The sequence below is a fragment of the Salmonella sp. 741265055_HSA genome, from assembly GCF_046569525.1.
GTDB classification, from domain to species: Bacteria; Pseudomonadota; Gammaproteobacteria; order Enterobacterales; family Enterobacteriaceae; genus Salmonella; species Salmonella enterica.
On the sequence record NZ_JBKFSQ010000024.1, the window covers coordinates 19259 to 42856 of the forward strand.

Annotated in this window: 23 protein-coding genes; 6 read left to right on the forward strand and 17 right to left on the reverse strand. The window is 53.7% G+C overall.

What is annotated here, in order from left to right:
- Positions 1-64: 64 nt before the first annotated feature.
- Both rmuC and udp read right to left on the reverse strand, forming a co-directional pair.
- The gene (gene rmuC, locus ACLD4K_RS14205) at positions 65-1495 is read right to left on the reverse strand and encodes a DNA recombination protein RmuC (RefSeq protein ID WP_411012036.1); all 1431 of its coding nucleotides are present in this window, start codon (positions 1493-1495) and stop codon (positions 65-67) included.
- 139 nt (positions 1496-1634) lie between these two features.
- Positions 1635-2396: a uridine phosphorylase gene (gene udp, locus ACLD4K_RS14210; protein ID WP_000045169.1), complete on the reverse strand. Its 762-nt coding sequence runs from the start codon at positions 2394-2396 to the stop codon at positions 1635-1637.
- A gap of 258 nt (positions 2397-2654) precedes the next feature.
- On the opposite strand from udp, the gene ACLD4K_RS14215 reads away from it, so the two are divergent.
- The gene (locus tag ACLD4K_RS14215; protein ID WP_156010354.1) at positions 2655-3467 is read left to right on the forward strand and encodes a dienelactone hydrolase family protein; all 813 of its coding nucleotides are present in this window, start codon (positions 2655-2657) and stop codon (positions 3465-3467) included.
- A gap of 79 nt (positions 3468-3546) precedes the next feature.
- Here the strand turns inward: ACLD4K_RS14215 and ACLD4K_RS14220 are convergent, their stop codons facing one another.
- The 7 genes from ACLD4K_RS14220 to metE all read right to left on the reverse strand — a co-directional run bounded on the left by ACLD4K_RS14220 (position 3547) and on the right by metE (position 11889).
- A complete protein-coding gene (locus ACLD4K_RS14220; RefSeq protein WP_411012037.1) occupies positions 3547-4842 on the reverse strand; it encodes an anaerobic sulfatase maturase in 1296 nt (431 codons plus the stop codon).
- Position 4843: 1 nt separating this feature from the next.
- The gene (locus ACLD4K_RS14225; protein WP_079981874.1) at positions 4844-5191 is read right to left on the reverse strand and encodes a DUF202 domain-containing protein; all 348 of its coding nucleotides are present in this window, start codon (positions 5189-5191) and stop codon (positions 4844-4846) included.
- Positions 5188-5532: a YidH family protein gene (locus ACLD4K_RS14230; RefSeq protein WP_079981873.1), complete on the reverse strand. Its 345-nt coding sequence runs from the start codon at positions 5530-5532 to the stop codon at positions 5188-5190. The genes ACLD4K_RS14225 and ACLD4K_RS14230 overlap by 4 nt, the downstream gene beginning before the upstream one ends.
- Complete coding sequence (locus ACLD4K_RS14235) at positions 5529-6254, reverse strand: GntR family transcriptional regulator (RefSeq protein WP_079790794.1); 726 nt, start codon at positions 6252-6254, stop codon at positions 5529-5531. The genes ACLD4K_RS14230 and ACLD4K_RS14235 overlap by 4 nt, the downstream gene beginning before the upstream one ends.
- A gap of 43 nt (positions 6255-6297) precedes the next feature.
- Positions 6298-8043, reverse strand: coding sequence for a sulfatase (locus ACLD4K_RS14240; RefSeq protein ID WP_183058913.1), 1746 nt, complete (start codon positions 8041-8043; stop codon positions 6298-6300).
- 16 nt (positions 8044-8059) lie between these two features.
- The gene (locus ACLD4K_RS14245; RefSeq protein ID WP_080108865.1) at positions 8060-9475 is read right to left on the reverse strand and encodes a PTS transporter subunit EIIC; all 1416 of its coding nucleotides are present in this window, start codon (positions 9473-9475) and stop codon (positions 8060-8062) included.
- 152 nt (positions 9476-9627) lie between these two features.
- A complete protein-coding gene (gene metE, locus ACLD4K_RS14250) occupies positions 9628-11889 on the reverse strand; it encodes a 5-methyltetrahydropteroyltriglutamate--homocysteine S-methyltransferase (protein WP_411012038.1) in 2262 nt (753 codons plus the stop codon).
- Between the two features lie 235 nt (positions 11890-12124).
- Here metE and metR point away from each other — a divergent pair, with 235 nt between their 5' ends.
- Positions 12125-13078 (forward strand): HTH-type transcriptional regulator MetR, encoded by a 954-nt coding sequence (gene metR, locus ACLD4K_RS14255; protein ID WP_411012039.1) that lies wholly within the window; start codon positions 12125-12127, stop codon positions 13076-13078.
- On the opposite strand, the gene ACLD4K_RS14260 is transcribed toward metR, so the two are convergent.
- The 3 genes from ACLD4K_RS14260 to pldB all read right to left on the reverse strand — a co-directional run bounded on the left by ACLD4K_RS14260 (position 12966) and on the right by pldB (position 15778).
- Entirely contained in the window at positions 12966-13865 is a 900-nt protein-coding gene (locus ACLD4K_RS14260) for a carboxylate/amino acid/amine transporter (protein ID WP_001196257.1), read from the reverse strand. The genes metR and ACLD4K_RS14260 overlap by 113 nt on opposite strands.
- A gap of 80 nt (positions 13866-13945) precedes the next feature.
- On the reverse strand, positions 13946-14746 hold the full coding sequence (gene yigL / locus ACLD4K_RS14265; RefSeq protein WP_000285338.1) for a sugar/pyridoxal phosphate phosphatase YigL: 801 nt from the start codon (positions 14744-14746) through the stop codon (positions 13946-13948).
- A gap of 15 nt (positions 14747-14761) precedes the next feature.
- On the reverse strand, positions 14762-15778 hold the full coding sequence (gene pldB / locus ACLD4K_RS14270; RefSeq protein WP_000487685.1) for a lysophospholipase L2: 1017 nt from the start codon (positions 15776-15778) through the stop codon (positions 14762-14764).
- A 110-nt stretch (positions 15779-15888) separates the two neighbouring features.
- On the opposite strand from pldB, the gene rhtB reads away from it, so the two are divergent.
- The gene (gene rhtB, locus ACLD4K_RS14275; protein WP_000142523.1) at positions 15889-16509 is read left to right on the forward strand and encodes a homoserine/homoserine lactone efflux protein; all 621 of its coding nucleotides are present in this window, start codon (positions 15889-15891) and stop codon (positions 16507-16509) included.
- Between the two features lie 39 nt (positions 16510-16548).
- On the opposite strand, the gene rhtC is transcribed toward rhtB, so the two are convergent.
- The 3 genes from rhtC to pldA form a co-directional block, all read right to left on the reverse strand.
- On the reverse strand, positions 16549-17169 hold the full coding sequence (rhtC, locus tag ACLD4K_RS14280) for a threonine export protein RhtC (RefSeq protein WP_000980080.1): 621 nt from the start codon (positions 17167-17169) through the stop codon (positions 16549-16551).
- Between the two features lie 63 nt (positions 17170-17232).
- Positions 17233-19062 (reverse strand): ATP-dependent DNA helicase RecQ, encoded by a 1830-nt coding sequence (gene recQ, locus ACLD4K_RS14285; protein WP_001533487.1) that lies wholly within the window; start codon positions 19060-19062, stop codon positions 17233-17235.
- Between the two features lie 83 nt (positions 19063-19145).
- Complete coding sequence (pldA, locus tag ACLD4K_RS14290) at positions 19146-20015, reverse strand: phospholipase A (RefSeq protein ID WP_001201692.1); 870 nt, start codon at positions 20013-20015, stop codon at positions 19146-19148.
- 164 nt (positions 20016-20179) lie between these two features.
- On the opposite strand from pldA, the gene yigI reads away from it, so the two are divergent.
- Together yigI and rarD are read left to right on the forward strand one after the other, a co-directional pair.
- Positions 20180-20647, forward strand: coding sequence for an acyl-CoA thioesterase YigI (gene yigI, locus ACLD4K_RS14295; RefSeq protein ID WP_001277136.1), 468 nt, complete (start codon positions 20180-20182; stop codon positions 20645-20647).
- Between the two features lie 43 nt (positions 20648-20690).
- Positions 20691-21578: an EamA family transporter RarD gene (gene rarD / locus ACLD4K_RS14300; protein WP_000339081.1), complete on the forward strand. Its 888-nt coding sequence runs from the start codon at positions 20691-20693 to the stop codon at positions 21576-21578.
- Between the two features lie 39 nt (positions 21579-21617).
- Here the strand turns inward: rarD and ACLD4K_RS14305 are convergent, their stop codons facing one another.
- A complete protein-coding gene (locus ACLD4K_RS14305; protein WP_001156607.1) occupies positions 21618-21914 on the reverse strand; it encodes a hypothetical protein in 297 nt (98 codons plus the stop codon).
- A gap of 174 nt (positions 21915-22088) precedes the next feature.
- Between ACLD4K_RS14305 and ACLD4K_RS14310 the strand changes: the two genes are divergently transcribed.
- Positions 22089-22469, forward strand: coding sequence for a hypothetical protein (locus ACLD4K_RS14310; protein ID WP_023139942.1), 381 nt, complete (start codon positions 22089-22091; stop codon positions 22467-22469).
- Between the two features lie 47 nt (positions 22470-22516).
- Here the strand turns inward: ACLD4K_RS14310 and corA are convergent, their stop codons facing one another.
- Positions 22517-23467, reverse strand: a complete 951-nt coding sequence (corA, locus tag ACLD4K_RS14315; RefSeq protein ID WP_000947139.1) for a magnesium/cobalt transporter CorA — start codon at positions 23465-23467, stop codon at positions 22517-22519.
- Positions 23468-23598: the final 131 nt, after the last annotated feature.

The window sequence follows — 23598 nt, forward strand, 5'->3', positions numbered from 1 at the left end:
AGAAGTGTAACAGATTGGGCCAATTTGCCCTACTCTGCGCCAGGACTAAACTACTCCGTATGGGTTAACTTAACTGCTGCTTCACCCGTTCATCATTGGGATAATGTTCATCCTGCCGCCCTTCAGGGATCGATCGTAAACGATATTCTTCATCTTGCGTAACGGCCTGTTCCGCTAAATCCGGATTAATCTCGCGTTTGATTTCCACGCCTAGCCCCCGGAAGGCCTCCGCCTGCGCCAAAACGTTGCCACGCCCCGACGCAAGTTTTTTCATCGCCTGGCGGTAGTTATCCTGCGCTTTATCCAGACTCTGACCGATCGCTGACATATCATCAACGAACAACCGCATTTTATCGTAGAGCTTACTGGCTCTGTCCGCGATGTGCTGCGCATTGCGGCTCTGGTGTTCATAGCGCCACAGGTTGGCGATCGTCCGTAATGCCACCAGTAGCGTCGTGGGGCTTACCAGCATAATGTTATTTTTCAGCGCCTCGGTTATCAGTTCGGGCTGTTTATCTAACGCCAGCAGGAAAGCGGGTTCTACGGGGATAAACATCAGAACATAGTCCAGCGAGCGGAGGCCGGGAAGCTGCTGGTAGTCTTTACGCCCCAGTAAGCGAATATGATTGCGCACCGAGGCGATGTGCTCTTGTAAAGCGGCCTCGCGCGTGTAGTCATCTTCAGCGTTAAAGTAACGCTCGTAGGCGACCAACGTCATTTTAGCGTCGATGACCACATCTTTGCCCTGCGGCAAGCGGACGATGACATCCGGCTGCATCCGCGAGCGCGCATCGTTCTCAATACTAACCTGGGTTTCGTATTCGTAGCCTTCACGCAGTCCGGATGCCTCCAGCACCCGCGCCAGCACAACTTCGCCCCAGTTTCCTTGCGCCTTATTGTCCCCTTTCAGGGCGCGCGTCAGGTTGATCGCTTCCTGCGCCATTTGCGCGTTAAGCTGCTGCAAATTACGAATTTCGTGCGCCAGCGTATGCCGCTCCTGCGCTTCTTTGCCAAAACTCTCCTGAACCTGGCGGCGAAAACCGTCCAGTTGCTCACGCAGCGGCGTCAGCAGGCTATTCAGGCTTTGTCGGTTTTGTTCGTCTACGCGACGATTACTGTGTTCAAAGATACGGTTCGCCAGATTTTCAAACTGCTCGCTTAAACGCTGTTCGCTGTTGATCATCTGACGGATTTTGTCTTCCGCGTGTTGTTGAGTCGCTTCCAGACGGGTCGTGACTTCACGCAGATCGGCTTCCAGAGAGGTATTAATACTGTGCAGGCTGCGCAGTTCGTTATTAAGTAACTCGCATTCACTGCGCCAGTGCGCTTCTTGCGCTAATTGCTGCCGGGCCGCGCTAAGTTCGATATCCAGCTCACGCCGTTCTTCGATAAGATCGGCGCGGATTTGATCGGCGTGCGCTTTCGTCGCCAGCCAGCCAATCACCGCCCCAGCCGCCAGCGCCACGACGGCGCTTATCATAAGAGTAATAACCACAACACCTCTCCTGGAACCACACTGTCCTGCACAAAATAGAATTGTGCTGTATAAACGTCCAGTTTAAAAGGGATTTCCTGCGAGGCGCCACGCAAAAAGAAAAGGCCGAACGCGTCGGCCTTTGCAAAAGAGAGGAGAATTACAGCAGACGACGGGCCGCTTCCACGACGATTTTCACCGCGTGGCTTTCAGTTTGTTTCATCGTTTCCGCATTCGGAATCTCTTGTTGGGTACGGTTGACGATAACGCCCGCCACCATACCTGCGCGTAACCCCTGGCTTGCGCACATGGTTAACAGCGTAGCGGATTCCATTTCGTAGTTCATCACGCCCATCGCCTGCCACTCTTCCATAGAACCTTTGAAGCGGCGAACAACGCGGCCAGAATAGGTGTCGTAACGTTCCTGACCCGGATAGAAAGTGTCGGAAGAGGCGGTTACGCCAACGTGAGTCGTGGCGCCAATCGATTTCGCGGCTTCAACCAGCGCAGTGGTGCAGGCAAAGTCGGCAACCGCCGGGAATTCCATCGGCGCAAAATGCAGGCTCGCCCCATCCAGACGTACGGATGCGGTCGTGACCAGAACGTCGCCGACGTTGATGTGCGGCTGAATAGCCCCCGTGGTGCCGATACGCAAGAAGGTACGAATACCCAGTTGCGCCAGTTCTTCCACGGCAATAGAGGTAGACGGGCCGCCGATACCGGTAGAGCAAACGATAACTGCTTTGCCATCCAGCTCAGCGCGCCAGGAGGTGAATTCGCGGTGAGATGCCAGCTTAACCGGCTTATCCATCAGCGCGGCGATCTTTTCCACACGCTCAGGATCGCCAGGGACGATGGCGAGCTGGGCCCCTTGTAAATCGTTTTTGGTGAGGCCGAGATGAAAAACATCAGACTTGGACATATAAAACTCCTCTGTGAATCGGGTTTGTCAGAAGAAGCAAAAAGACACTTTACCTAAGACATAAAGATATTTTCGTGACAACCATCACTATGGCGTAAAACAATTGCACTCGATTACCATTAAAGAGTGATGCTCATCACAATAAATAATCAATATCGCCAGGCATTGCACAAAAGATAGCCGCTTTAAGGCAATGTGGTTTGTTACACACTGTCTATAGTTAAGATTGCGCTATTTTTTAAGGGTACGGAGAATACCATGACAACGACACATCCATCCGGCTTTGCACCTGCAGCCTCCCCGCTTGCCCCTACGATGATTCATACGCCTGATGGGGCCATTAGCGCGGGGATAACGTCGATCCCCTCTCAGGGCGACGATATGCCAGCCTATTACGCCAGACCAAAAGCGAGCGACGGCGCGCTGCCTGTGGTCATTGTGGTACAGGAAATTTTTGGCGTACATGAACACATTCGCGATATTTGCCGACGACTGGCGCTGGAAGGCTATCTCGCTATCGCGCCTGAGCTCTATTTCCGCGAAGGCGACCCCAATAATTTCGCCGATATACCCACATTATTGAGCGGGCTGGTGGCTAAAGTACCGGATTCGCAAGTCCTTGCCGACCTGGATCACGTCGCCAGTTGGGCTTCGCGCAACGGCGGGGATGCGCATCGGCTGATGATCACCGGTTTTTGTTGGGGAGGCCGGATTACCTGGCTATACGCCGCGCACAACCCACAGTTAAAAGCGGCGGTAGCCTGGTACGGCAAGCTGGTGGGCGACACGTCACTCAATTCGCCGAAGCATCCCGTTGACATCACCACCGATCTTAACGCGCCGGTACTGGGTTTATACGGCGGGCAGGATACCAGTATTCCACAGGAGAGCGTGGAAACCATGCGTCAGGCGCTACGCGCCGCTAATGCGAAGGCGGAAATCGTGGTCTATCCCGATGCCGGGCACGCGTTTAATGCCGATTATCGTCCGGGCTACCACGAAGCCTCAGCGAAAGACGGCTGGCAAAGAATGCTGGAATGGTTCGCGCAATACGGTGGCAAAAAAGGTTAACCACAGCGCATTACGATATTTGTTGGGCCTACCAGACCGGAGTCGGTGTAGGCTCAACAAATCGTCATCGCCACGTTAGCTATGCTTTACCACAGCATTTTTTATATTTTTTGCCGCTGCCGCAGGGACAGGGATGGTTACGACTGACGGCTCCTGTGTCTTTACGCGCGTCCTGCGCCAGCCAGCGCATGATCGATGCCATCGGATAGCCTTGCGCCAGCAGCTCCCGCCAGACATTCATATACGGCGTAACATGCTGGAAAAAATGCTTATAGCCCGCACACAAGTAATTATGCGCAGGATGACCGGACGGCGAGACGGCAAAGCGATGCTTCGGACAGCCGCCATGACACGCGAAGCGGTAGTCACAGCGACGACAATCGGCGGTCAGGGTCTCCCGCTTGGCCTCGCCAAAGGCAATAGCCCGCTCGCTATTATTTAAGGCTTTGATGCTGTGCTGGTGGATATTTCCCAGCAGATGCTCCGGGTAGACAAAGTGGTCGCAGTTGTAGAGATCGCCGTTCGACTCCAGCGCGAAGGCATGTCCACAAGTCTCGGAATGTACACACAGTACCGGCTGCTGCGCCGTCCAGGCGGCTAACGCCACGTCAAACATCTGCACATAGACGCGGTCTACGTCGCGACGAACCCAGATATCAAAGATCTGGTTGAGAAATTCGCCATATTGCCACGACGGTACCGTCCATGGCGCCAGCTTTGCCGCGCTTTCGCCGGGCATCACCAGATTAAGTACCGATGAGTTATCGGTGCTCATTCGCTCTACCAGCGGGATAAACTGCATGTATCGCGAGCCTGCCGCCAGCAGAAAATCATACACTTCGCGGGCATGCCCAACGTTGTGCTTGCCCACCACGGTAAGCGTGTTGAACTCGACGTGGTAGGCCTTCAGCAGTGCAATCGCCTCCATCACTTTCTCGTGCGTACCTTTACCAGCGCGATTAACGCGATACTGGTTATGCAGATGGGCCGGGCCGTCAATCGAGACGCCAATCAGAAAGCGGTGCTCGGCAAAAAAGCGCGCCCATTCTTCATCGATCAGGATGCCATTGGTTTGCAGAGCATGTTTTATCTTTTTCCCATGGCCGTATTGTGCGCACAGTTCCACCACTCGGCGGAAAAAGGCAACCCCCATCATCGTGGGTTCACCGCCTTGCCAGGCAAAGGTGACGGCATCCCCGGACTGTGCTTCAATATGCTGGCGAATATAGCTTTCGAGCGTCTCATCCGACATGCGCCAGTTTTTATTACGCTCCGGGTACAGCGCCTCTTTTTCCAGGTAGAAACAGTAGGAACAATCAATATTGCACACCGAACCCGTGGGTTTCGCCATGACGTGACAGCTGGCTAATGCCATCTCAACATACTCCTTCGGGTAAAAGACTTAGCGCGGCTGGCAGTATCAGCGAGACGGCCTCCAGCCCGAGAATAATGCTCAGCAACCGCTTAGTCAGGACGGAGGCCGGGGTGGTTAATTCACCGTCAGCAATGACCTGCTGCTGACGATAATGGGTAACAATCATCAGCACGATCGCCAGCCCAACAGCAAGGCTACCCACCCAGCCGGAGGCTAAAGAGCCACGGGCAAAACCAACGCGCGCAGTGACCAGCGCCAGGACGAATACGGAGAACGTCGTGCGGAGCCAGGCCAGCGCGGTACGCTGAGGCTGCAGGCCGGGATCACAAGGGCGGAGATCAACGATCATCGCAGTAGTAAAACGGCTAACGTTGTGATGATGACGACCATCAGACCTGCGCTGAGCCAGATCAGAAGCTGGGGATAAGTCAACGCAGCATCGTGGCGCATCGCGCGTTCATTACCGGACCAGCGTCGATAAGCGTACCAAGCGAGAGCGGCCGCGGTGATCCCCAGCACGCATACCAGCAACGCGCGCACGCCGGAGGACGCCAGATTTTCCGCCAGTTGATCAATTCCGATTGCGGCGGCCATAAAGGCCAGCGCCGTACGAATCCAAGCCAGGTAAGTTCGTTCATTGGCCAGCGAAAAACGGTAGTCGGGAGCCTTTCCCTGAGTCAGCCAGCTCATCGACTATTCTCAACAATATACTGATAACAGCTGGCGATGTGTTTGGCAATGCTGAATTCCACCAGCTCCCCGCGGTCATTATAGCCTTTACGCGTTTTCACCAGCAGCGGTTCCAACGAGGGAATTTGCAAAATGTGGCAGTCTTCTTCTGTCGGCAACTCGGCGGTAATCACGTCCTGGAAGCTATCGATATTTTCGTCATTCTCCTCCAGCATTCTGTACAGGCCGCCGCTCAGCGTATCAAGAGTGAGCTGATGTAGACGCGGCGTCAGCCAGATATAGTTCACCTGGGCGGGCTGCTCGTTTTGCCGGTAAATGGTGCGGGTTAATAGCGACAGCGCCGTTTTGCCATCAACCTCAAACGCCTGGGCCACGGCTTCAGGGGGTTGCAGTTGCTCAAGCTTCAGATTATTACGTTCAATCGGATGTTGCTGCTGCCCATCCACCAGCCGCACGCGGGCTTTGACTTCCTGTTTCTCGGAAGTGCTGATCACCATCGTGCCAATCCCCGCCTGGCGTTTTACCAGCCCTTTCGCGGCCAGTTCCGCCAGCGCGCGGCGGGCCGTAATGCGGCTGACGCCGAAGATCTCTTCAAACTCCGCTTCGGTAGGCAGTACGTCATTCTTTTTGTATTCGCCGGTTTTCAACTTCTCCAGCAGAATGTCGTGTAGCTGGGCATATAATGGTTTAGCGCCGCGTGAATAGTCCAGTTCTTCTTTCATTAACTCCGTACTCCTTTTCCCCGGCCAAAGCCGGGGAGACTACTTAATCAAGTCGCATTTCTAACGCCATCTTATAATACACGCTCTGATGCTGCTCCTCGGGAACCTCATTCTGTACGAATGCCCACAAATTTTCTTTCGTCCAGTCTGCCCGGCAGGCGGACTGAAGCCGAGTAGCCAACTCAACCTGCCCGCTTCCTTCGAGGTGCTGCAGCAGTGCAAAGAGGCCATAGCGAACCTGTGGCGTGAAGGCCGCCAGCTCCGGCAGAAGGTGCGGGTCCAGCCCCAGTAACGGCGCGTGGGCATCGTTTAGCGCATAGCGCGGATAGAGCTCGGCAGGCGCGTCGCTTTGCACCATCATCGCCTTCATGCGCTCGCACAGCTTCCGCGCGACGTTTTCATCGTGACACTGCGTTTGCTGCGTCGGGTCGTCGGTCAGATCGTATAAGCGGTGACCAAAACGGTCGGCATCACGTGTCATCACCGACTCGGCGGGCACCTGCAGCACCTGGCAGCCTTTGGTAAAACTGAACGGCGGATGCAGCATCATGCCCTGAAGCTCCTGCGGCGTGAAGCGGCGGTTAATGCGCGTCGGCATTAGCGTATATTCATACAGGCCGTCAACGCCCTGCTCAACCGGCGCGCGCATATAAACATAGCGGCCATCGGTAATGTTGATATGGCAGCCATGATAGCCAAACAGCACATGGTCGCGTACTGGCGTATCGTCACGCAGCACCGGCAGCAGCGATACACCCTGCATATCTTGCGGCTTGTCGAGACCAAAGCTGTCGAGCAGCGTTGCCGGGATATCGATCGTCTGCGCCAGCGCCTGGCGCGATTCGCCCGCACAGCCATACTGCGGATGCCAGATAAAGCAGGGAGTATTCGCCACTTCGTTATACAGCGGCATAATATTTTTGCCCCACCATTCGTGCTCGCCGAGCAGAAAACCGTGATCCGTATTGACAATAAGCATCGTGTCGCGCCACAGATCGTAGCGATCCATGTAATCAAGCACCTTGCCCACGTAGGCATCCACCATGGTCAGCAGCGCCATGTAGTACTTCTGGATCACGCTCTTGCGCTCCGCGCTTTCAGTCACGAAGTAGTACGGCGGCCAGCCATCAAACTGCGACGGGTCGTCGATACCGTACATTTTCAGGTACTTTTCCGGCACAAAAAACGGTTCATGCGGATCAAAGCACTCCAGTTGTAGGAACCAGTTATCGCTGGCGTAGTTAATATCAATAAATTCCAGACCTTTGTTGATCGTCCGCGCCAGATGGTGATCGTCCTCATTTTGCATAAACTGCACGTTGATCTGGTGCTGCACCCGACTGGCGATCCGCCGCTGTTTGATCTCCTCCGGTTCGCCGGATTCATAGCGATATTCCGGCTTATCGACCACGCCTTTCCACGCGTCACCTTCCTGCCCACGAATAAACTCATAGGTGCTATAACGCGAGTGGTAGGTCGCGCCACCGTCACGCCAATAGTGTTTATGGTCAGTCACCAGATGCGTATGAATTCCGTTTTTCTTGAGGATTTCCGGCACGGAGTCATCGAACGGCTCCAGCGGCGACCAGCCGCGATGGAGAAAGTTATAGCGTCCGGTATGCAACTCACGGCGGGCGGGCATGCAGGGCATACTGCCGACATAAAAATTATCGAACCGTACGGTGCGCTCCTTTAAGCGCTGGAAATTCGGCGTAATGGCGCGATCGCTCCCGTAAGCTGACAACAGACGTTTGTTGAGAGAATCAAACATCAACATAATTGCTTTCATGTGCTATTCCTTTTATTCACGCCATTTCTTTATCGTAACCACGGACCTTGCCGACCACATACGTCAGCGCAAAGGCCGCCGCACAGCCCACCAGCCATGCCAGGATGTATTGCAGATATTTGCCGTCGGCAATCAGCGGTAGCGCCGAAAGCCCCGCCGCGCCGACGCCGTTGGTGGAGACCCCCAGCAGTACCACCATCACGCCGCCAAACCCCGCGCCGATCGACCCCGTGATGAAGGCAAACCCCGCCGGAATATTGACGCCGAAAATCGTCGGTTCCCCCACCGCCAGAATCGACGTTGGGATCGCACCCTTGGCGATTTTTTTCATCACCGGGTCGCGGGTCAGCAGCAGTACCGCCGTCGCCGCTCCTACCATGCCAGCGTTAGACATAATCTGGATAGCAAATAGCGGCGCGTGACCGGTGGCGTTGATCATCTCAAGGTGAATCGGGAACAGACCGTGATGCAGGCCCAGCGAAATCAGGAACGGGAATAGCGCCGAAAGCACAAAACCTGCCGCAATGCCGCCGTGTTCCAGTAAGCCGTTAAGTGCGTGCAGAATACCGTTGGAGACCACACCCGCCGCGGGCATGATGATAAACAGCTGCGCAGCAGCCATCACCAGCAGCACGACCGTTGGCGTCACCACCACGTCGACGATATCCGGCACGAATCGGCGCACCTGTTTTTCCAGCAGACACATCAACCAGACGGCAAAAATCACGCCGATCAGCCCGCCCTGCCCGGGGATCAGCCCCAGCGTCGTCACCTGCGGCATAATGGTAATCGCGCCGAGCAGACCGCCCAGAATCAGATTACCTTCAAATTCACGCGCCGAGGTGATGCCCGCATAAATAGCCAGAAAGCCAAACAGCGCTTTCGAGACGATGTCCAGGAACTGGCTGACGCCGAGCAGATGCCGCTGGTCGAGCACCACCTGGGTGGGCGAAAGGTCGCCGACGGCGGCAATATGATGGCTCATTGCCCATGAAGCCGCCGAGTTGACCACCACGTTGTTCAGCCCCATCAGAATCCCGGCCGCAATGAGCGCTGGCAGAATGGGGACAAAGATGTTCGCAATATGTTTGAGAATAGCTTTGGTACGCGTCTGCTTCTTCGCTTTTTCGCGCGCCAGTTTCGCCTTTTGCTCGACACCGCTCAATGTGGTATCCACAGCAGGCGCGCCTTTTAGCCGTTCGTTGATCACCGTCGCCACCTTCGATGATTTTCCCGGCCCGACTATCACCTGCAGCGTGTCATCTTCCACCACGCCCAGTACGCCTTCGATACCTTTGAGCGCGGGCATGTCGACCAACGACGGATCGGCAATGGTCATCCGCACGCGGGTCATACAGTTGGTCACATGAATAAAATTCTCCAGCCCGCCACAATGCTTAACGATGGCGTCACCCACCATGTTGTAGTTCATACAGAGGTCCTTTTTTTGTTTTCATCCCCATTTGTTATAACAATATAATGTTATTATGTTTGTGATGGTCATCATAAAGATCGCTTTTCAACCACCAGGCGCGAGCGCAAAAAAAAGAGGAGGCCGAAGCCTCCTCTGGTGCCTATGTTTTCTTACGCCTGACGCAGATTGTGCGCCGCTTTGACCATGTTCGCTAACGCCGCGCGGGTTTCCGGCCAACCGCGAGTTTTCAGACCGCAGTCCGGATTCACCCACAGGCGTTGTGCCGGAATACGCTGTGCCGCCTTCTTCAGCAGGGCTTCAATCCACTCGACGCTCGGCACGTTCGGCGAGTGAATATCGTACACGCCCGGCCCGATTTCGTTCGGGTAGTCGAACGCTTCGAACGACTCCAGCAACTCCATATCCGAGCGGGAGGTCTCAATGGTGATCACATCCGCGTCCAGCGCGGCGATCGAATCCATAATGTCGTTGAACTCGCAGTAACACATGTGGGTGTGGATCTGGGTTTCATCCTTCGCCACCGCCGCGTTGATGCGGAAGGCTTCCACACCCCATTCCAGATAGGCGTCCCAGTCGCTGCGACGCAGCGGTAGACCTTCGCGCAGCGCCGGTTCATCAATCTGAATAATCCCGATCCCCGCCGCCTCCAGATCCGCGACTTCATCACGCAGCGCCAGCGCAATCTGTTTCGCAATCGTTTCGCGGGTCACGTCTTCGCGGGGGAATGACCAGCAAAGAATAGTCACCGGGCCGGTCAACATCCCTTTTACCGGTTTGTCGGTCAGCGACTGGGCATATTTCGCCCACTCCACGGTAATCGGTGCCGGACGGCTGATATCGCCAATCACTACCGGCGGTTTCACACAGCGGGAGCCATAGCTTTGCACCCAACCATTCTGGGTAAAGACGAAGCCGTCCAGATGCTCGCCGAAGTATTCCACCATGTCGTTTCGCTCGGCTTCGCCGTGTACCAGCACATCCAGCCCTAAACGCTCCTGCTCGATGATAGCCTGCCTGATGTGTTCGGCGATGCCGGTGCGGTAGTTATTCGCGTCGAGATTGCCCTTTTTGAAGTCCAGACGCAGGCCGCGAATTTCCGTGGTTTGCGGAAACGAACCGATAGTCGTCGTCGGCCAGGCGGGAAGTTTAAAGCGGGCGCGTTGCGCCTCAGCACGCACCTCATACGGGTTCTCACGCTGGCTGTCCTGCGCGGTGATCGCCGCCAGGCGTTTTTCTACCGCGGCATTATGTACGCGGCGGGAGTGACGACGAGCCTGAATCGGTGCGCTCCATTTCTCAAGCGCCGCCGTTTCGCCGCTGTTCAGCGCATCGCGCAGCAACGCCAGTTCACCGCATTTTTGCAGCGCAAAGGCAAACCAGCTTTTTACTTCCGTATCCAGACGCGTTTCGACGCTAAGATCGATCGGGCTGTGCAGCAAAGAGCAGGAGGATGCTACCCACAGCGCGCGTTTGCCCACAATGGCATTAATCTGCGCGTATTTTTCGGTCAAATCGGCGCGCCAGACATTACGCCCGTTAATCAAGCCTGCGGAGAGCAGCCAGTCGACCGGCAGACGTTGATGCAGTTCCGCTACATCATCTTTGCCATGAATGAGGTCAACATGTAGCCCCTGTACCGGTAGCGCGATAATAGTGTCCAGGTTTGGCGTCACGCCTTCAAAATAGGTCGTCAGCAACAGCTTCACCTGGCCGGCGAGCGCGTCGTAAGCCGGTTTGAAGGCATCCAGCCACGCCTGCGGCAGTTCCAGCACCAGCGCTGGCTCATCAATTTGGACCCACTCAATACCACGTTTTGCCAGTTCAGCCAGTACGTGCTGATACACCGGCAAAATGTCTTTCAGCAACGTCAGGCGGTCAAACGGCTCGCCTTTCACTTTACCCAGCCACAGATACGTGACAGGCCCCAGCAGGACGGGTTTGATCTTATGCCCCAGCGCCAGCGCTTCGTCCACTTCCTCCAGCAACTGTGTCCAGGTGAGTCTGAACTGCTGGCCTTTGCTGAACTCCGGTACTATGTAGTGATAGTTAGTATTAAACCATTTGGTCATTTCCGCTGCCGCCGCCGGTTCGCCGGTTGGCGCGCGACCGCGGCCAATGCGGAACAGAGTGTCGATGTCCACGGAACCGTCGTTGTTCTGATGACGAGCCGGCACATTGCCTAACAGCAGGCTGGTGGTCAGAACATGGTCGTACCAGGCAAAGTCGCCTACCGGTAACAGGTCAATACCCGCTTGTTTCTGCTGCTCCCAGTGACGCGCGCGCAGTTCGCGGCCCACCGCCAGTAACGCTTCACGCGTTGAGTTCCCCGCCCAGTAACTCTCTTGCGCTTTTTTCAACTCGCGACGCAGGCCAACGCGAGGAAAACCGAGGGTATGAGTCAATATTGTCATTTTACTTCCTCTAATTATATGTAAATCCTAAGTATTTTAAATTCAGGGAAGGCGGCAAATTTGCTCATCCCCGGGAGCTTACATCAGTAAGTGACCGGGGTGAGGAAACGCAGCCAACGCACCATCAATTTAAAAGACGACGGATTTTAGACGTCTGGATGTTTACACATCCATAATGTAAAGGTACTGTATATTCCTCAAGCGCAATTTGTTCATGGCGAAGTGAAGGACTTTCATGATCGAAATTAAACATCTGAAAACACTCCAGGCATTGCGGAATAGTGGATCGCTGGCTGCCGCGGCGGCGGTGCTGCACCAGACCCAATCCGCTCTGTCTCATCAGTTCAGCGATCTGGAACAACGCCTTGGTTTCCGCCTGTTCGTGCGTAAAAGCCAGCCGCTGCGCTTTACGCCGCAGGGGGAAGTTCTGCTGCAACTGGCAAACCAGGTGCTGCCGCAAATCAGCCGTGCGCTGCAGGCGTGCAACGAACCGCAGCAAACTCGTCTGCGCATCGCTATTGAATGTCATAGTTGTATTCAGTGGCTGACCCCGGCGCTGGAAAACTTCCGTGCAAACTGGCCGCAGGTAGAAATGGATTTCACATCCGGCGTCACTTTTGATCCGCAACCGGCCTTGCAACAAGGCGAGCTGGATTTGGTGATGACGTCGGATATTTTGCCGCGCAGCGGGCTGCATTATTCGCCGATGTTTGATTTTGAAGTCCGACTGGTGCTGGCGCCCGACCATCCGCTAGCCAGCAAAACGCAGATTACGCCGGAAGATTTAGCCAGCGAAACGCTGTTGATTTACCCGGTGCAGCGCAGCCGACTGGATGTCTGGCGACATTTCCTGCAACCGGCGGGTATCAGTCCGCTGCTGAAAAGCGTGGATAATACGCTACTGCTGATTCAGATGGTGGCGGCCAGAATGGGTATTGCCGCCCTGCCGCACTGGGTGGTGGAAAGTGTTGAGCGCCAGGGTCTGGTGGTGACCAAAACCCTGGGCGATGGTCTGTGGAGCCGCCTGTATGCCGCCGTGCGCGACGGCGACCAGCGTCAGGCGGTGATCGAGGCGTTTATTCGCTCGACGCGGGATCACGCCTGCGATCATCTGCCGTTTGTGCGGAGCGCGGAGCGACCCATTTTCGATGCACCCACAGCGAAGCCAGGATCACAGCCGCGCCTGTAATAAAGCTTGGCCAGTGGGGCTGCTGATGCCAGATGGCAAGATTAACCAGCAGTCCTGCGGGAACATGCATATTATTCATGATACCCAGCGTCCCGGCGTCTACCTGGGTAGCGCCATAGTTCCACATAAAGTAGCCAATGCCGGACGCCACCACGCCGAGAAACACCAGAATGCTCCATTGCAGCGTGGTTTCCGGCAGCTTTTGCGCGTTCCCCAACAGCGACCACGCCACCGCCGCCACCAAAAACGCCCCCAGATAGAACCACGCAAAGGCGTTGTGCTGCGGCATGGGACGGGTCTCCATCAGACGTTTATACCCCACCATTCCGATAGCGAAACTGATATTAGAAAGCTGCACCAGGAGCAAACCGACCCAAAAATGGTCGGTCACGCGATCGTAGCGAATAATCCCGGCGCCAATCACCGCCAGCAACGCGCTAAATGCATAGCCCCAGCGCAAACGACGCTGACTCATCACATCGTAAATCAGCGTGATATAGAGCGGCGTCAGAACGGTAAACAGCAGCAGTTCGGATACGGTCAGGTAGAGGTAAGCATGGAAGCTCAACATATACATGATGCCAAGCTGCATCGCCCCCACCAGCATATACAGGCTGATGGTTTTTAAGTTGTGCCCGCGAGTACGCAAAAACGGCAGAAAAACGAGCGCCGCCAGCCCAACGCGTATCAGCACCGCGAAATAGCTATCGACATGCCCGGCAAGATACTCGCCAAATAGACTAAAGGAGAAAGCCCACAGGATAGTGGTAATGATGAGTAGCGCCACAATGGATGTCTCTTAAAACAGGGAACACCCATTGTAGCGGAGAGTGAAGTTGACAACTGGTCAACTAACAAACAATTACATCAGCGTAAGAAAAGATCGCGCAGGTAATGCGGCACGGCGTTATCCGCGTTGATGCCGATCACCTCAAGTTCGGGATACAGGTCTTTCAGACGCTGGTGCGCATTGCCCATGATGCAGCCTTTGCCCGCCATCGTGAGCATTTCAGCGTCGTTCATTCCGTCGCCAAAGGCGATACACTCTTTCAGGCTGTACCCCATCGCCTGAGCGACCGCTTCCAGCGCATGACCTTTCGACACTCCGCCCGCCATCACTTCCAGACAGGTTAGCGTAGAGAAGCTCACGTTTACCCGATCGCCCCAGCGCGCGTTAATCGCCTGCTCCAGCGGCAACAACTTTTCATGAGTGTCGCTGGTGAAAAACACTTTGCTGACGCCCTCCGGCTCCAGCAGCGCAGGCTCAAACAGCGAATAGTTAAATACCGCCTCTTTGAAAAAACGCATTTCATCGGGGCGATGACGATTCATAAACCATTCGTCGTCGCGATAAACGTTAGTCACGATATCCGGGTTCGCATTCACCACCCCGAACAGGTCGCTGGCAATGTCGCTGTCCAGATTATGCGTAAAAACCAAATTCCCGTCGGTATCGTGCACTCGCGCGCCGTTGGAGGTGATCATGTAAGACTTGATTTCAAGATTATCGCGGATTTGCCCTACATCGACATGATGACGACCAGTGGCAAAGACAAAATGGATGCCGCGTGCGGTCAACAGCTTCAGAGTCTCTTTGGCATAAGGGGACAACGTATGGTCGGGGGAGAGCAGCGTGCCATCTAAATCAGACGCAACAACCTGATACATAATAAAATTTAACCTCTAAGCAAAGCGATTTCCGCTGGATAAATTAGGCTTGTTGAAAAATTCAACAATGGCGTTAAGCGCGACTGAGCGCATGGCGTCCTTTTCAAAAAGGATCTCATGGTACGCGCCTTTGATAACCAGCGGTTTTCCCCCTTCACAAGGGTATCCCGCCGCGGCGCGAATTTCACAAAAACGATCGTGGGTGCGGTTATCCACTACCCGCTCTTCTTCCGCCTGAATCAGTAGCGTAGGCGTCGTGTCATCGCTCGCCCCAGCCAGAACCTGCTCACCCGCCAGAATGCCTTCGCGTACCCAATGCCAGGTGGGGCCGCCAACGCGCAGCTGCGGCTCGTCGGCATAAAATCGTAAGTTGCGCTGATAACGCTGGCGGCTGTGGGTCAGCGCATTCATCCCAAACGGCAACGCCCGCCACTGACCGGTACCAATAGCGTAATCTTCACGGATACGCTGGTGCCCTTCGGCCCAGTCGAGAATATGGCGCACCATAAAGGAAGGCAAGCGTATCACAATACCAAACATCGGCGCGGTGAGCGCAATAGCGTCGCACCGCACACGATGGCGTTGCAGGAACAGAGTGGCTATCGCGCCCCCCATTGAGTGCGCCAGGATATAACGCTTACGCCACGGCCCCGGCTCAATTTCCTGCTGCCAGAACGCCGCTAAGTCCTCAACATAATCGTTAAAATGATCAACATGACCCCGATGCGGGTCCGATAACATCCGCCCGGAGCGCCCTTGACCACGGTGGTCGATGATGAAGATATCAAAACCGAGATGAAAAAGGTCATACGCCAGTTCAGCGTATTTTACATAACTCTCAATGCGGCCAGGACAAATGACGATCGTCCGATCGTTGGAATCATTCCGAAAACGGACAAAGCGCACCGGAATGTTACCCACGCCGATAAACTCCGCCTCTTCCCGCTGACGCCAGAAATCGGTCAGCGGCCCCATAGCAAAAGCGGCAAACGCATTTTCTCTTGTTTCCCAGTCATTTTGCTGCTGAAACATCGGGTTTTCGGCCTCGTTTACCAGGTAAAATCGTTTTTTGCGTCGTGCCTGACACAACACAGCGGCAGTAGCGTATTGTGGCACAAAAACAGACAACCAGGGAGTTTCGCATGACCTTTGAATGGTGGTTCGCCTATCTACTGACCTCAACTCTGCTGAGTCTTTCTCCGGGTTCAGGCGCCATCAATACCATGACGACGTCTATCAACCATGGATATCGTGGCGCAGCGGCTTCTATCGCCGGACTCCAGACCGGACTGGGGATACATATCGTACTGGTGGGCGTCGGACTGGGTACGCTCTTTTCGCGCTCTCTCCTCGCTTTTGAAATCCTGAAATGGGCTGGCGCGGCTTATCTTATCTGGCTGGGTATCCAGCAGTGGCGCGCCGCAGGCGCTATCGATCTGCATACTCTCGCCCAGACGCAATCACGGGGTCGGCTGTTCAAACGGGCGATATTTGTCAATCTAACCAATCCCAAAAGCATTGTCTTTCTTGCCGCCCTGTTTCCGCAATTCATCATGCCGCAGCAACCGCAACTGGCGCAGTACCTCATTCTCGGCGTCACCACGATTGTGGTGGATATGATTGTGATGACCGGTTACGCCACGCTGGCGCAACGCATTGCCGCCTGGATTAAAGGACCAAAGCAGATGAAGGCGCTAAATAAAGCGTTTGGTTCGTTGTTTATGCTGGTAGGCGCGCTTCTGGCGTCGGCAAGACACGCGTGATAGTCGTGCCGGATGATGTTTATCCGGCCCGGAGGTAAATTAGCGCGAAATAATCAGGTGAATACCAAAGCCCGCAAACAGAGCGCCGGCAAAGCCATCAATCCATTTCGCCAGACGCTGATAGCCGCGGCGCATTTTCGGCAGCGCGAACAGGCTGGCGACTACGGTAAACCAGGCCAGCGTTTCCAGGGTAATTAACGCGAAAATACCCCAGCGCGCCGCAGCGCCGACGTTATCGCCGACAAACAGTGAAAAAACGGAACCAAAATAGATAATCGCTTTCGGATTCGACAGATTGGTCAGCAGCCCTTTGAGAAAACTGCGCCCGCTCTGCGCCAGTTCAATGTGCGGAGAAGACGCCGCCGCATCCTGTTTTTTCAGCGCGCCGCGCAGCATCTGATAGCCCATCCAGCACAGGTACAGGCCGCCGCCTACCATAATGATCGTATGCAGCCAGGCCATTTTTTCGATGATGAGATGCAGGCCAAGCAGCGCCACGCCCGCCCATACCATCACGCCGCAGGTAATGCCCAGTACGCCCATCATCGCTTCTTTACGCGAACGGCTGACAGCAGTTTGAGACACGAAGAAAAAGTCGGGGCCGGGGCTCATTAGCGCAACGATGTGCACCATTGCCACGGTGAAAAATAGCATCATCATAAAAATGGCTCGCGGGGAAATAGTTCAGTGAGTCACCATCCTGGCACTTTTTTGCCGGGCTGACTACTCTTCGTCATCACCATCGACATGCGCGCGGATGAGCGCCATGAATTCTTTCCCGAAGCGCTCCAGTTTGCGCATCCCAACCCCGTTAACGCTTAACATCTCGCTGGCGGAAACCGGCATCTGTTCCGCCATCTCTATCAGCGTGGCGTCGTTAAAGACCACATACGGCGGGATATTCTCTTCATCAGCGATAGCTTTACGCAGCTTGCGCAACTTAGCGAACAATTTGCGATCGTAATTACCGCCGAACGATTTCTGCATCACGCGGGGTTTGAGGGCGACGATGCGCGGCACCGCAAGCTTTAGCGGAACGTCTCCACGGAGTACCGGACGCGCGGCATCCGTCAACTGTAATGCGGAGTGCTGCGCAATATTTTGCATTACCAGCCCCAGATGAATGAGCTGGCGAATCACGCTCACCCAGTGCTCATGGCTCTTTTCGCGTCCCATGCCATAAACCTTGAGTTTGTCATGACCGAAATCGCGGATGCGTTGGTTATTCGCGCCGCGGATCACCTCGACAACGTAGCCCATGCCAAAACGCTGGTTAACCCGACCAATGGTAGAAAGCGCAATCTGGGCATCGTTTAAGCCATCATATTGTTTGGGCGGATCGAGACAGATATCGCAGTTGCCGCACGGTTCTTGTCGGCCTTCGCCAAAGTAATTAAGCAATACCAGGCGACGGCAGGTTTGCGCTTCGGCAAAAGCGCCCATCGCATTCAGTTTATGCCGTTCAATATCCTGAAGCTGTCCGGCTGGTTTCTCTTCCAGACAACGACGTAGCCAGGCCATGTCAGCCGGATCGTAAAATAGCATGGCTTCCGCAGGCAGTCCGTCGCGCCCGGCGCGGCCCGTTTCCTGATAGTAGGATTCAATATTGCGCGGGATATCGAAATGCACGACGAAACGTACGTTAGGTTTGTTTATGCCCATTCCAAAAGCGACGGTCGCCACCACGATTTGCAGATCGTCGCGCTGAAATTTTTCCTGCACATCGGCGCGAATAGCGTTTTCCAGCCCCGCATGATAGGCCGCCGCGCTAATGCCGCGACTTTGCAAGCGCGCGGCGGTATCTTCCACTTTCGCCCGGCTGTTGCAGTAGATGATACCCGATTTGCCGCGTTGCTCCTGAACATAGCGCATTAGCTGGTCGAGCGGCTTAAACTTCTCCATCAGCATGTAGCGGATATTCGGTCGGTCAAAGCTACTGATCTGGATTAACGGATCGTTAAGCCCAAGCAGACGAATAATATCCTGGCGCGTGGTGTCGTCGGCGGTGGCGGTCAATGCCATGAACGGCAAAGCGGGAAAACGCTGGCGAAGCTGACCGAGAGCCGCATATTCCGGACGGAAATCATGCCCCCATTGCGAGATACAGTGCGCCTCATCCACCGCCAGCAATACCGGATTCCAGTGCGCCAGATGATCAAGAAAGTTGTCCAGCATCAGGCGTTCCGGCGCAATATACAGCAGACGAATCTGTCCGGTACGGCACCCCGCCATCACCTCAAGCTGCTGCTCGCGGCTTTGAGTGGAGTTCAGACAGGCCGCCGCCACACCGTTCGCCAGTAGCTGATCGACCTGGTCTTTCATCAACGAGATCAGAGGCGAAACGACGACGGTCAATCCATCCAGCAACAACGCGGGGATTTGATAGCACAGAGATTTGCCGCCGCCGGTGGGCATGACGACCAGACAGTCGCGACCGGAGAGCGCAGTATCAATAATCGCTTCCTGGCCCGGGCGAAACTGTTGGTAGCCAAAGGTTTCCTGCAAAACCTGTTTGGCCCCTGATTCCAGATTCAACACTTCCGCCTGCGCCACATTAACCCCGTTCACCATAAATCAAAACAGGCGCTATTTTCAGCGCCTGCGAGAGAAACTGCAATGTTTAAAACACAATCCAATCAGAAGATATCGTTAAGCATCACGCCGACGCCGACACGTGTCTGATTAAAATTATAGTCGATCAGCGATTCGCCATAGCCGCTGTACACCTGGGTATAAAGCCGGACATGTTTGGTGACCGGATAGCTTAACCCAACTTCCGCGCCGCCGTAGCCTGTATTCCAGTTGTACTGGCCTTTGGCGCTTAATACCGCCTCGCCCAGGTGATAACCGATTTTAAGCTGGTAATAACCCATATATTTGGTGATGTCCGGATTATCGTCGGTACTGCCAATCACGTACCACGGTTTGACCTCTACCAGCCAGTTACCGTTTTCGGCCATCAGACGGGTATACAGACGGTTCCAGCTACGCGAGGTGGGGTCCGAACGTCCGTTAGAGTCATGGTTGTAGCCCATCTCTACGTCGCGCAGCGTCCAGCCGGCAAAGCGATAATCGGTAGCAAAACCAAGAAAAAGCTGCGGTTCGTAGTTGGTTTCGCGAAACGGCGAAGACTCTTTACTGTTGGAAAGCTGCCACCAGGATTTCTGCGTATAGGAAGCACCCAGTACCGAGTTCGGCCCCAGTATTCCGCGCCACAGCGGAAACGCCAGACTCAACTGAAATTTCACTTCATCTTTACGTGCGTTTTCAGACCAGTTGTAGGTACTTATGGCCTCTTTGTTCAGATCGCTGGTGTTCGTGTAGATCAAGTAGTTGGTGTCATAAGGGTAAAGCGTAAAAGGGTTATCATGCTCCTGTAGCATGTTAGCGATGATACTTCCCCGTACTGCAGGCGCATCATGAACCTCTTTTATCGTAGCTTCTTGTGCATATGCCGCTAATGGCAGTAGCGTGGCTGGCAACAACCCTCTCAAAATTGCCCGCATTCTTGACGTTCTCCTGACGAAGTATTTTCAGCTTGAATCATTCTCTGCCAACCATTTTTACATATTTACACACATAGCCGTTAGTTATCCCTTCTTAAAGTAGAAAACAACAATTAAGAAGCATAATATCAACATTTCATTAACCAATGAGGTATCAGGAATCTATGTCCGCTGTACTTACCGCTGAACAAGCTCTGAAATTAGTGGGTGAAATGTTTGTCTACCACATGCCGTTTAATCGGGCGTTAGGGCTGGAGCTGGAACGCTATGAAAAAGCGTTCGCCCAACTGGCCTTTAACAACCAGCCGATGATGGTCGGCAACTGGGCGCAAAGCATTTTACACGGCGGCGTGATCGCCTCTGCGCTGGATGTCGCCGCCGGACTGGTATGCGTCGGCAGCACGCTAACTCGCCACGAAACCATCAGCGAAGATGAACTACGCCAGCGCCTGTCGCGGATGGGAACGATTGACCTGCGCGTCGATTACCTGCGTCCGGGCAGAGGCAACCGCTTTACGGCCACCAGTAGCCTGCTGCGCGCAGGGAATAAAGTGGCCGTCGCCCGCGTGGAATTACACAATGAAGATCAGCTGTACATCGCCAGCGCCACCGCTACTTATATGGTGGGATAAAAGCAGGTAAACTGTTGTTACACTTCAGATACGAGTTTTCCGGATGGACGCAAAACAAACACGGCAGGGCGTATTACTCGCTCTTGCCGCCTATTTTATTTGGGGGATCGCCCCCGCGTATTTCAAGCTGATCTATTACGTTCCCGCAGATGAGATCCTGACGCACCGCGTGATTTGGTCATTTTTCTTTATGGTGGCGCTGCTTAGCGTCAGCCGGCAGTGGCGACAGGTTAAGCGCTTACTGAAAACGCCAAAGAAGATTTTTCTGCTGGCCCTGTCCGCCGTACTGGTCGGCGGTAACTGGCTATTGTTCATTTGGGCGGTAAATAATCACCATATGCTGGAGGCCAGCCTGGGTTATTTCATTAATCCGCTGGTTAACATCTTGCTGGGGATGATTTTTCTTGGCGAACGCTTCCGTCGAATGCAGTGGCTGGCGGTGATTCTGGCGGTGTGCGGCGTGCTGGTGCAACTCTGGACCTTTGGCTCGCTGCCGATTATCGCGCTGGGGCTGGCGTTTAGTTTTGCGTTTTACGGCCTGGTGCGTAAGAAGATCGCCGTTGAAGCGCAGACGGGTATGCTGGTCGAAACGCTATGGCTGTTGCCGGTCGCCGCGATTTATCTGTTTGGCATCGCCGATAGCCCTACCAGCCATATGGGGCAAAACGCACTATCGTTGAACTTACTGTTAATGGCGGCGGGTGTGGTCACTACGATTCCGCTGCTGTGCTTCACCGGAGCGGCTACGCGTCTGCGTCTTTCTACACTGGGCTTTTTCCAGTATATCGGCCCAACGCTGATGTTTTTACTGGCGGTGACGTTTTATGGCGAAGTGCCGGGTGCGGATAAGATGGTGACATTTGCGTTTATCTGGGTCGCGCTGGCGATTTTCGTGATGGATGCGATTTATACGCAACGGCGTAAGCATTAAATAATAAAATGGCAGCTATTATCTGGCTGCCATTTTATGTTATTTCTTTTTAGTAAATAGCAATACAATAAATAATATAATATTTGTTACTGGAAACACGCCCAACACACCAATAAACTTATTCCAACCAACAAACGTTAAATAACGGGCATGGATCTGGCAAAAGCCGAATCCCAACGCTATTCCAATCCCCCTCAAATTTAATGAAGTACAAATCGACAGTACAACGAGCAGGACAATAGCAATCACCCACCATCCAATCCAGGCTTTAATGAATTCGGCTTTAGAAAAAGGGTCTTTACCAAAATAAACTTGCCAGAAATTTTTCTCTTGCATTTTATGAAATCCATTCATTGAAATTGTTAATTACCAGATAATATATTTAATTATTATCTATTGCTGTGCAACGTAATTATCATGCCATTATTTACCATTACTGTCATTAGAAAATTCAGTGTGATATATTTACATGTGAGACCTGAAGTTGGTTATCAATATGGAAAAAATAATATGATTAGGATTATTAAAGATATTTTTCACCCTTCCCCCAAGGATACATTGAAGCGAGCAAAGTTTGTTATTTATACATTATCATCATGGATAATATTATTTACTATAATGCCTAAAAACCAATATCTTGATTTAATATTTATTATTGTCAATACCTATATCCATATTAATATTGGCGCGAAGAGAATCAGAGATTCAGGTTGCAGGGCACTTTATTTCATCGCATTGTCTATAGGTGTAAATGTCTTCTGTACAGTCAGTGTCGCACTCAATGGGGCTGATTGCGATAATATTGGTATACAACTCAATATTGCCTGGGTAATACTCACAACACTACTGCTATCTTTCATCGCTTCTTCAAAACAAGAACTCTCCTCATGATGAAGAACTTCCAACGGACTGGCGGTTAAATCGCCAGTCCGTTGATTTTACAACCAGTTCTTGCGCTTAAAGTACAGATACGGCGCAAGCCCCGCCAGAATCATAAAGATAATCGCGCCTGGATAACCAAAGCTCCACTTCAGTTCCGGCATAAACTCGAAGTTCATCCCATAGCTGGAAGCGACCAGCGTCGGCGGCAGGAACACCACGGAAACCACCGAGAAGATTTTGATAATGCGGTTCTGCTCAATGTTGATGAAACCCATCGCCGCCTGCATCAGGAAGTTCACCTTCTGGAACAGCGATTCATTGTGCGGCAGCAGAGATTCGATATCGCGTAGAATCTCGCGTGCCTGCTCCAGCTGTCCGCCCGGTAAGCGCGCCTTGCGCACCAGGAAGTTCAGCGCGCGCTGGGTATCCATCAGACACAGGCGTACCTTCCAGCCGATATCTTCCAGTTCCGCCAGCGTGGAGAGCGCTTCGTCGTATTCATCGCCCTGATGCCCTTCCATAATGACGCGGCTCAGTTTTTCCAGATCGCTGTAGATGTTTTCGATCTCATCCGCCAACTGTTCAATTTTAGTTTCGAACAGATCGAGCAGTAATTCATAAGCATTACCGTCGACCATCGCCTGGCTGCGGGCGCGCATACGATACAAACGGAAGGCGGGCAGTTCGCGTTCACGCAGCGTAAACAGACGGCCATCGCGAATAGTGAATGCCACCGTAGAGTTACCGGCATGATCTTCCGCATCTTCGAAGAAGAAGAAGGAGTGGATATGCAGTCCGTCTTCGTCTTCAAAGAAGCGCGCGGATGCTTCGATATCTTCCAGTTCAGGACGCGTCGCCAGACTCTGGCCCAGCTCAGATTGTACGCGCAATCGCTCGTCGTCGTCCGGTTCGACCAAATCGACCCATACGGCATCAATCAGGCTTTGTGACTCCTCGACTTCCAGCCGGGTCAGTCGGTTTTTTTCCAGTTGAAATGCGCTCAGCATGACCGGGACTCCCAATGCGTAAAAATATCGGACAGTTCAGATGGGCACACAGAAACAAATTGGGTTTCAGACCATTAAACAGCCTGACTCAACGCGACGGGAAAAAATGAAAGGTCGCTGACAACCGCTAA

What these genes read in the sequence shown, in the direction of transcription:
- metE (WP_411012038.1), bottom strand. Translation starts at nt 11,889, where the DNA reads ATGACAATATTGACTCATACCCTCGGTTTTCCTCGCGTTGGCCTGCGT.
- ACLD4K_RS14230 (WP_079981873.1), bottom strand. Translation starts at nt 5,532, where the DNA reads ATGAGCTGGCTGACTCAGGGAAAGGCTCCCGACTACCGTTTTTCGCTG.
- ACLD4K_RS14235 (WP_079790794.1), bottom strand. Translation starts at nt 6,254, where the DNA reads ATGAAAGAAGAACTGGACTATTCACGCGGCGCTAAACCATTATATGCC.
- yigI (WP_001277136.1), top strand. Translation starts at nt 20,180, where the DNA reads ATGTCCGCTGTACTTACCGCTGAACAAGCTCTGAAATTAGTGGGTGAA.
- ACLD4K_RS14225 (WP_079981874.1), bottom strand. Translation starts at nt 5,191, where the DNA reads ATGATCGTTGATCTCCGCCCTTGTGATCCCGGCCTGCAGCCTCAGCGT.
- corA (WP_000947139.1), bottom strand. Translation starts at nt 23,467, where the DNA reads ATGCTGAGCGCATTTCAACTGGAAAAAAACCGACTGACCCGGCTGGAA.
- ACLD4K_RS14215 (WP_156010354.1), top strand. Translation starts at nt 2,655, where the DNA reads ATGACAACGACACATCCATCCGGCTTTGCACCTGCAGCCTCCCCGCTT.
- yigL (WP_000285338.1), bottom strand. Translation starts at nt 14,746, where the DNA reads ATGTATCAGGTTGTTGCGTCTGATTTAGATGGCACGCTGCTCTCCCCC.
- ACLD4K_RS14305 (WP_001156607.1), bottom strand. Translation starts at nt 21,914, where the DNA reads ATGCAAGAGAAAAATTTCTGGCAAGTTTATTTTGGTAAAGACCCTTTT.
- metR (WP_411012039.1), top strand. Translation starts at nt 12,125, where the DNA reads ATGATCGAAATTAAACATCTGAAAACACTCCAGGCATTGCGGAATAGT.
- ACLD4K_RS14240 (WP_183058913.1), bottom strand. Translation starts at nt 8,043, where the DNA reads ATGAAAGCAATTATGTTGATGTTTGATTCTCTCAACAAACGTCTGTTG.
- rhtC (WP_000980080.1), bottom strand. Translation starts at nt 17,169, where the DNA reads ATGATGATGCTATTTTTCACCGTGGCAATGGTGCACATCGTTGCGCTA.
- pldA (WP_001201692.1), bottom strand. Translation starts at nt 20,015, where the DNA reads ATGCGGGCAATTTTGAGAGGGTTGTTGCCAGCCACGCTACTGCCATTA.
- ACLD4K_RS14245 (WP_080108865.1), bottom strand. Translation starts at nt 9,475, where the DNA reads ATGAACTACAACATGGTGGGTGACGCCATCGTTAAGCATTGTGGCGGG.
- pldB (WP_000487685.1), bottom strand. Translation starts at nt 15,778, where the DNA reads ATGTTTCAGCAGCAAAATGACTGGGAAACAAGAGAAAATGCGTTTGCC.
- rhtB (WP_000142523.1), top strand. Translation starts at nt 15,889, where the DNA reads ATGACCTTTGAATGGTGGTTCGCCTATCTACTGACCTCAACTCTGCTG.
- ACLD4K_RS14310 (WP_023139942.1), top strand. Translation starts at nt 22,089, where the DNA reads ATGATTAGGATTATTAAAGATATTTTTCACCCTTCCCCCAAGGATACA.
- udp (WP_000045169.1), bottom strand. Translation starts at nt 2,396, where the DNA reads ATGTCCAAGTCTGATGTTTTTCATCTCGGCCTCACCAAAAACGATTTA.
- ACLD4K_RS14220 (WP_411012037.1), bottom strand. Translation starts at nt 4,842, where the DNA reads ATGGCATTAGCCAGCTGTCACGTCATGGCGAAACCCACGGGTTCGGTG.
- rarD (WP_000339081.1), top strand. Translation starts at nt 20,691, where the DNA reads ATGGACGCAAAACAAACACGGCAGGGCGTATTACTCGCTCTTGCCGCC.